This is a genomic window from Streptomyces sp. O3, from assembly GCF_054788135.1.
On record NZ_JBTVYK010000033.1, the window covers coordinates 73,479 to 81,049 of the forward strand.

Annotated in this window: 5 protein-coding genes; all 5 read right to left on the minus strand. The window is 71.7% G+C overall.

What is annotated here, in order from left to right; all coding sequences use genetic code 11:
• Positions 1–29: 29 nt before the first annotated feature.
• Entirely contained in the window at positions 30–1,448 is a 1,419-nt protein-coding gene (gene murD, locus ACX6XY_RS18245) for a UDP-N-acetylmuramoyl-L-alanine--D-glutamate ligase (protein WP_460331790.1), read from the minus strand.
• A complete protein-coding gene (gene mraY / locus ACX6XY_RS18250) occupies positions 1,445–2,515 on the minus strand; it encodes a phospho-N-acetylmuramoyl-pentapeptide-transferase (RefSeq protein WP_460331792.1) in 1,071 nt (356 codons plus the stop codon). Before mraY ends, murD begins: the two co-directional genes overlap by 4 nt.
• Positions 2,512–3,939 carry a UDP-N-acetylmuramoyl-tripeptide--D-alanyl-D-alanine ligase gene (locus ACX6XY_RS18255; RefSeq protein ID WP_460331793.1) on the minus strand — a complete coding sequence of 476 codons (1,428 nt, stop codon included), beginning with the start codon at positions 3,937–3,939 and terminating at the stop codon, positions 2,512–2,514. Before ACX6XY_RS18255 ends, mraY begins: the two co-directional genes overlap by 4 nt.
• 4 nt (positions 3,940–3,943) lie before the next feature.
• Complete coding sequence (locus ACX6XY_RS18260; protein WP_460331795.1) at positions 3,944–5,677, minus strand: UDP-N-acetylmuramoyl-L-alanyl-D-glutamate--2,6-diaminopimelate ligase; 1,734 nt, start codon at positions 5,675–5,677, stop codon at positions 3,944–3,946.
• Between the two features lie 12 nt (positions 5,678–5,689).
• Positions 5,690–7,571: peptidoglycan D,D-transpeptidase FtsI family protein (locus ACX6XY_RS18265; RefSeq protein WP_460331798.1), on the minus strand; the 1,882-nt coding region annotated here is incomplete at its 5' end.

Consider the following 7,571-nt stretch of genomic DNA (forward strand, 5'->3'; position numbering starts at 1 on the left):
CGCCCGCGCCGGGCTCCGACGGCCCCGCGTCAGGCGCTCGCGGACCCGAGTTCGCTGACCGCCTGTGCGAACGCCTCGCCGCGCTTGTTGTAGTTGACGAACATGTCCATGGAGGCGCAGGCCGGGGCCATCAGCACGGTGTCCCCCGGACCGGCGAGCCGGGCGGCCTCCCGGACCGCCGCCGACATCGCCCCAGTGTCGGTCCGGTCGAGGTCCACGACCGGGACCTCGGGGGCGTGTCGCGCGAGGGCTTCGCGGATCAGGGCGCGGTCGGCGCCGATCAGGACCGCGCCGCGCAGCCGCTTCGCGGACTTCCGCACCAGCTCGTCGAAGGTCGCGCCCTTGGCCAGACCGCCCGCGATCCACACGATCGACTCGTACGCCGCCAAGGAGGCCTCGGCCGCGTGGGTGTTGGTGGCCTTGGAGTCGTCGACGTACGCCACTCCCGCCACGTCCGCGATGTGCGCGATGCGGTGCGCGTCCGGGCGGAAGGCGCGCAGTCCGTCGCGTACGGCGGCGGGTTCGACGCCGTAGGCGCGGGCGAGGGCGGCGGCGGCGAGGGCGTTGGCGATGTTGTGCGGAGCCGGCGGGTTGACGTCGCCGACCTCGGCGAGTTCCTGGGCCTGCTTCCGGCGGTCGGGCACGAAGGCGCGGTCGACCAGGATGCCGTCCACGACGCCCAGTTCGGAGGGGCCCGGTGTGCCGAGCGTGAAGCCGATCGCGCGGCAGCCCTCTTCGACGTCGGCCTCGCGGACCAGGTCCTCGGTGGCCGGATCGGCGACGTTGTAGACGCAGGCGACCTGGTTGCCCTCGTAGATCCGGCCCTTGTCGGCGGCGTACGCCTCCATGGAGCCGTGCCAGTCGAGGTGGTCGGGCGCGAGATTGAGCACGGCCGCGGAGTGGGCGCGCAGCGAGGGCGCCCAGTGCAGCTGGTAGCTGGAGAGTTCGACGGCGAGTACGTCGTACGCTTCGTCGCCGAGCACCACGTCGATGATCGGGGTGCCGATGTTGCCGACGGCGGTGGTGCGCAGTCCGGCGGCGGTGAGGATCGACGCGAGCATCTGGGTGGTGGTGGTCTTGCCGTTGGTGCCGGTGACGGCGAGCCATGGCGCGGCGTCGGGGCCGCGCAGCCGCCAGGCGATCTCGACGTCGCCCACGACGTCCACGCCCGCCTCGGCGGCCGCGGCGAACAGCGGGCTGGACGGCGGCCAGCCGGGCGAGGTGACCACCAGGTCGGCGCCGTCGGGAAGCGTGTCCGCGTCGCCGAGGCGGACGGTGATCGCGTCGGCCCCGGCCTCCAGCGCGGCGGCCTTCGTCCGGAGGGTGTCGCTGTCGGCGCCGTCGACGACGGTGACCGTCGCGCCGAGGCCGGCCAGGGCGCGGGCGGCGCTGATGCCGCTGACGCCCAGTCCGGCGACGGTGATGTGCTGGCCTGCCCAGGTGGTCACTTGTCGGCCGCCCACCCTGCGTAGAAGAGGCCGAGGCCGACGATCACGCACATGCCCTGGATGATCCAGAAGCGGACCACGACCAGGACCTCGGACCACCCCTTGAGTTCGAAGTGGTGCTGGAGTGGCGCCATCCGGAAGACGCGCTTGCCGGTGAGCCGGAAGGAGCCGACCTGGATGACCACGGACATGGTGATCAGGACGAAGAGACCGCCGAGCAGCGCGAGCAGCAGCTCGGTACGGGAGGTGATCGCGAGTCCGGCGAGCGCGCCGCCGAGCGCGAGCGAGCCGGTGTCGCCCATGAAGATCTTGGCGGGCGAGGTGTTCCACCACAGGAAGCCGAAGCAGGCGCCCATCAGGGCGGAGGCGACGATCGCGAGGTCGAGCGGGTCGCGTACCTCGAAACAGGCCTGCGGGTTGGTGAGGGTCTGCGCGTTGGCGCAGGACTCCTGGTACTGCCAGACGCCGATGAACGTGTAGGCGCCGAAGACCATCACGGACGCGCCGGTGGCCAGCCCGTCGAGGCCGTCGGTGAGGTTCACGCCGTTCGACATGGCCAGGATCATGAACAGCGCCCAGACCACGAACAGCACCGGGCCGATCGTCCAGCCGAAGTCGGTGACGAAGGAGAGCTTGGTGGAGGCCGGGGTGTTGCCGCGGTTGTCCGCGAACTGCAGCGCGAGGACCGCGAAGGTGATGCCGACGATCAGCTGTCCGGACATCTTCGCCTTGGCCCGCAGGCCGAGCGAACGCCGTTTGATGATCTTGATGTAGTCGTCCAGGAAGCCGACCAGGCCCATGCCCGCCATCAGGAAGAGCACCAGCAGACCGGAGTACGTGGTCGACTCGCCGGTGATCAGCTTGGCGCCGAAGTACGCAAGGATCGTCGCCAGGATGAAGGCGATGCCGCCCATGGTCGGCGTACCGCGCTTGCTGGCGTGCTCGCGCGGGCCGTCGTCCCGGATGTACTGGCCGTAGCCCTTCTTGGCCAGCAGTTTGATCAGCAGGGGGGTGCCGACCAGGGTCAGGAAGAGCCCGATCACACCCGCGAAGAGGATCTGCCTCATCGGCCGGAGACCTGCCCCTCAGCGTCGGACGTGCTTTCGAGCAACGCGGCGGCGATCCGTTCCAGGCCCGCCGACCTGGAAGCCTTCACCAGCACGACGTCCCCTGGACGCAGTTCACCGCGCAGTAGGTCGACAGCCGCCTGTGTGTCGGACACGTGCACCGACTCCTCACCCCACGAACCCTCGTTGTATGCGCCCAGTTGCAGCCAGGACGCTTCCCTGCCCCCGACCGCGACGAGCTTGCTCACATTGAGCCGGACGGCCAGCCGCCCGACGGCGTCGTGCTCGGCGAGCGCCTCGTCACCGAGCTCGGCCATCTGTCCGAGCACCGCCCACGTGCGTCCCCCGCGGGCCCGTGCGGCCTTGCCCATGGCGACCAGCGCGCGCAGCGCCGCCCGCATGGACTCGGGGTTCGCGTTGTAGGCGTCGTTGACGACCGTCACACCGTCCTCGCGCTCGGTGACCTCCATCCGCCAGCGGGACAGGCTGCCCGCCTCGGAGAGCGCCACGGCGATCTCGTCCACGGACATGTCCAGCTCATGGGCGACGGCGGCCGCGGCAAGCGCGTTCGACACGTGGTGCTCACCGTACAGGCGCAAGGTCACAGGGCTGCACCCGGAGGGTGTGTGGAGCGTGAAGGTCGGGCGTCCGTCGTCAGTGAGCCGGACGTCCTCGGCCCGTACGTCGGCGTCATCGGCCTCGCCGAACAGGATCACCCGAGCCTCGGTGCGCGCGGCCATCGCCCGCACCAGGGGGTCGTCCGCGTTGAGCACGGCGGCTCCGGCGGCCGGGAGCGACTCGACCAGCTCGCCCTTGGCCTGGGCGATCTGCTCGCGGCCGCCGAACTCGCCGATGTGGGCGGTGCCGACGTTCAGGACGACGCCGATGCTCGGCGGGGTCAGATCCGCGAGGTACCGGATGTGGCCGACGCCGCGGGCGCCCATCTCCAGGACCAGGTGCCGGGTGTCCTCGGTGGCGCGCAGCGCGGTGACCGGCAGGCCGATCTCGTTGTTGAGGGAGCCGGGCGTCCACACCGTGGGGGCCTTGCGCTCCAGAAGCTGGGCGATCAGGTCCTTGGTGGAGGTCTTGCCCGCCGATCCGGTGAGCGCCACGAGGGTGGTGCCCAGCCGGGCGACGACGGCTCGGGCCAGCGCGCCGAGCGCCTCGGTGACGTCGGGCACCACGATCGCGGGCACCCCGACCGGCCGGGTGGCCAGCACGGCGGCGGCCCCGGACGCGATGGCGCGCTCGGCGTAGTCGTGGCCGTCCACGCGCTCACCGGCGAAGGCGGCGAACAGGCCGTCGGGTTCGACCTGGCGGGAGTCGATCACCACGGACCCGGTGACCAGGCGGCCGGTGTCCGGTATGTCGTGCGGCTGCCCGCCGACGAGTGAGGCGATCTCGGCGAGGGAGAGGGCGATCACAGCTTCATCCCCGGTTGTTCTCAGTGGCCGCGCGGCGGTCCTGGATGGCGGTGCGCAGCACGTCGCGGTCGTCGAAGGGGCGTACCACCCCGTTGATGTCCTGGCCCTGTTCGTGGCCCTTGCCCGCGACCAGCACGGTGTCGCCGGGCTCGGCTCGGGCCACGGCCGAGGCGATGGCGGCGGCCCGGTCCTCGAAGACCTGGACCTCGCCGCGCTCGTGGACCGGCACCTCGGCGGCGCCCGCCATCATGGTGGCGAGGATCGACAGCGGGTCTTCGGAGCGCGGGTTGTCCGAGGTCAGTACGGCCGTGTCGGCGAGCCGGGCGGCCGCGGCGCCCATCGGCATCCGTTTGGTCTGGTCGCGGTCGCCGCCGCAGCCGAGCACGATGTGCAGCTTGCCGTCGGTGACCTTGCGCAGGGCGCGCAGGACCGATTCGACGGCGTCGGTCTTGTGCGCGTAGTCGACGACGGCGAGGTACGGCTGTCCCGCGTCGACGCGCTCCAGGCGGCCCGGCACGCCGGGCACCGCGGCGATCCCGTCGGCCGCGGTCTGCGGTTCGATGCCCGCGGCGGCCAGCGAGACGATCGCGGCGAGGGTGTTGGCGACGTTGAAGGGTCCGGCCAGCGGGGACTTCGCGGCGACGCGCTCGCCCCGCGGTCCGCACACCGTGAAGGTGCTGTCCATCGGGCCGACCTTGACGTCGTCGGCGCGCCAGTCGGCGTCCGGGTGGCCCTCGGCCGAGAAGCTGACGGCCGGCACGGTCGCCTCCTTCAGCAGCCTGCGCCCGTACTCGTCGTCGAGGTTGACGACCCCGAGCCGGGACCGCTTCGGGGTGAAGAGCTGCGCCTTCGCCTGGAAGTAGTCCTCCATGCCGGAGTGGAACTCCATGTGCTCCGGGCTGAGGTTGTTGAAGACGGCGACGTCGAAGACGCAGCCGTCCACCCGGCCGAGCACCAGGGCGTGGCTGGAGACCTCCATGGCGACCGAGTCGGCGCCGCGCTCGCGCATCACCGCGAACAGCGCCTGGAGGTCGGTGGCCTCGGGGGTGGTGCGCTCGGACTTGATGCGCTCGTCGCCGATGCGCATCTCGACGGTGCCGATCAGGCCGGTGTCGCGGCCCGCGGCTCGCAGCCCGCCCTCGATGAGGTACGCGGTCGTCGTCTTGCCCGAGGTGCCGGTGATGCCGATCTGGAGCAGGTCCCGGCCGGGGTGTCCGTAGATGCTGGCGGCCAGTTCGCCCATCCGGCCGCGCGGGTCGCCCACCACCAGGACCGGCAGCCCGGTCGCGGCCGCGCGGTCGACGCCGGCCGGGTCGGTGAGGATCGCGGCGGCGTCGAGGTCCGCCGCCTGCGCGGCGAAGTCGGCGCCGTGGAAGCGGGCGCCGGGCAGGGCGGCGTAGATGTCACCGGGGCGCACCGCACGGGAGTCGTGGGTGATGCCGGTGACCTCCGCCGATCCCGGAGCGTCTACGCCCAGCTGCTCGGCGAGGTCCGCGAGACTGCTCGCGGCGACCTGTTCGGGCCGGGGCGGTCCCGGATACGTCACGGGAACGTCCTTCTGGGTGGTTTGCGACTGATCAGCGTGGGGCACGGCGGTGAGCGTACCCGGCGCTGCCCGCGGGGCGCGAAATGGGTGTCCGGGCGTCGCGGGTTCGGTCGCGAGTTCGGGCATGGGTTCGGTCGTGGGTTCGCTCGTCGGCTGGGAGCGGTTCCCCGGCCGCGGGGTGATCGTCGTCACGGATGCGCCTGCTCAGTCTTTCGGATCGAAGGTGACGGGCAGGCTCGGGGCCTTCGCGCCGGACGGGGGGACCTGCAGGGTCTTCAGCCCGAACTCCATCACGGTCTTGTGGATGGGGGCACAGATCTGGCCACCGAAGTAGTCGCCCTTGGTCGGGTTCTGGATCGCGCAGTAGACGGCGATCCGCGGGTTGTCGGCGGGGGCGAACCCGGCGAAGGACGCGGTGTAGCCCTTGTACCGGCCGGTCTTCGGGTCCACCCGGTTGGACGTGCCGGTCTTGCCCGCGACCCGGTAGCCGGGGATCCGCGCCTTGGCGCCGGTGCCCTCGTCGTCGTCCACGACCGACTGCAGCATCTCGGACAGGGTCTTCGCGGTCTTCTCGCTCACCACGCGGGTCTTCTTCGGCTCGGGCGCGGGCGAGAACCGGCCATCGGGGCCCTTGACGCCGCGCACCAGTGTGGGCGCCACGCGTACGCCCTTGTTGGCGACCGTCGAGTAGACCGAGACGGCCTGGACGGCGTTGAGCGAGTAGCCCTGGCCGAACGGCACCGTGAACTGCTGCGAGGCAGACCACTTCTCGGGCTTGGCCAGGATGCCGGGAGTCTCGCCGGGGAAGCCGGTCCCGGTGTAGCTGCCGATCCCGAACTTGCGCAGATACGTGTACAGGATCTTGTTCGCCTCCGGCTGGGTGTCGGCCAGCTGTTGGGTGGCGAGGATGGTCCCGATGTTGCTGGACTTGGCCAGCACGCCGCTCAGCGTGAGGTACCAGGTCGGGTGGTCGACGTCGTCCCGGAACAGCCGGTCGCCCGCGTGCAGCCGGTTGGGCACGGTCACATGGGTGCCGGGCGTGGCGGCGTTCTCCTCGAGTACGGCGGCCATCGAGATCACCTTGCTCGTGGAGCCCGGTTCGTAGGCGTCCTGGAGCGCGGGGTTGCCCAGGTTGTCGGGGTTGGCTCGCGACAGGTCCCCCGGATCGAAGCCCGGAGCGTTGGCGAGGGCCAGGATCTCGCCGGTGCGGGTGTCCTGGACCACCACATAGCCGCGGTCCGCCTTGGAGGCCTTCACCTGCTTCTCGATGGCCTGCTGGGCGACCCACTGGATGTCGCGGTCGATGGTCAGCTCGATGTCGGAGCCGGGGACGGCGGGGGTCTCGCTGCTGTCCGCCGTGGGCACCCGGCGGCCGCCCGACTGGGCGTAGGTGATCTTGCCGTCCTGGCCCGCGAGCTCCCGTTCCAGCTGGGACTCCAGACCGCCGCCGCCCTTGTTGTCGGCGTTGACCCAGCCCAGTATCCCGGCGGCGAGGTCGCCGTTCGGATAGAGCCGCTTGCTGCTCGGCACGGGGACGATGCCGGCCAGCACACTGCTGGCACCCGTCTTCGCGGCCGTCTTGGCGGCCTTCTCGGCGAGTGCGGCCTTCAGCTTCTTGATGTCGCGCCAGGTCCGCGGGGTCTGGCGGCGGGCCAGCAGCGCGTAGCGGCTCTTCGGCTTGTCCAGCTTGCGGGCGAGGTCCGCGGGGTCCTGGTCCAGGATCGGGGCGAGCAGCGCGGCGGCCTGCTCCGGGGCGTCCGGCACGCCGGTCGCCTTCGGGGAGAACATCGAGGGGTCGGCCGTGATGTCGTACGCGTCGACGCTGACCGCGAGCTGGGCGCCGTTGCGGTCGGTGATCCGGCCCCGCTCGGCGGCCAGCGTGTGCTCGGAGTAACGGCGCTGTTCGGCCTTGGCCGCGTACTCGCTGGCGTCGACGGCCTGCACCTGCACCAGCCGTACGACGAAGGTGAGCATCACCAGCGTCAGCGCCGCGCCGACCAGCCGGAGCCGGGGGCGCGGGCTGCCGAGGCGGAGGGTGCGCGGGGCGCTGGGGGGCGCGGCGGGGCGCGGCCGCCGTGCGGCGGGG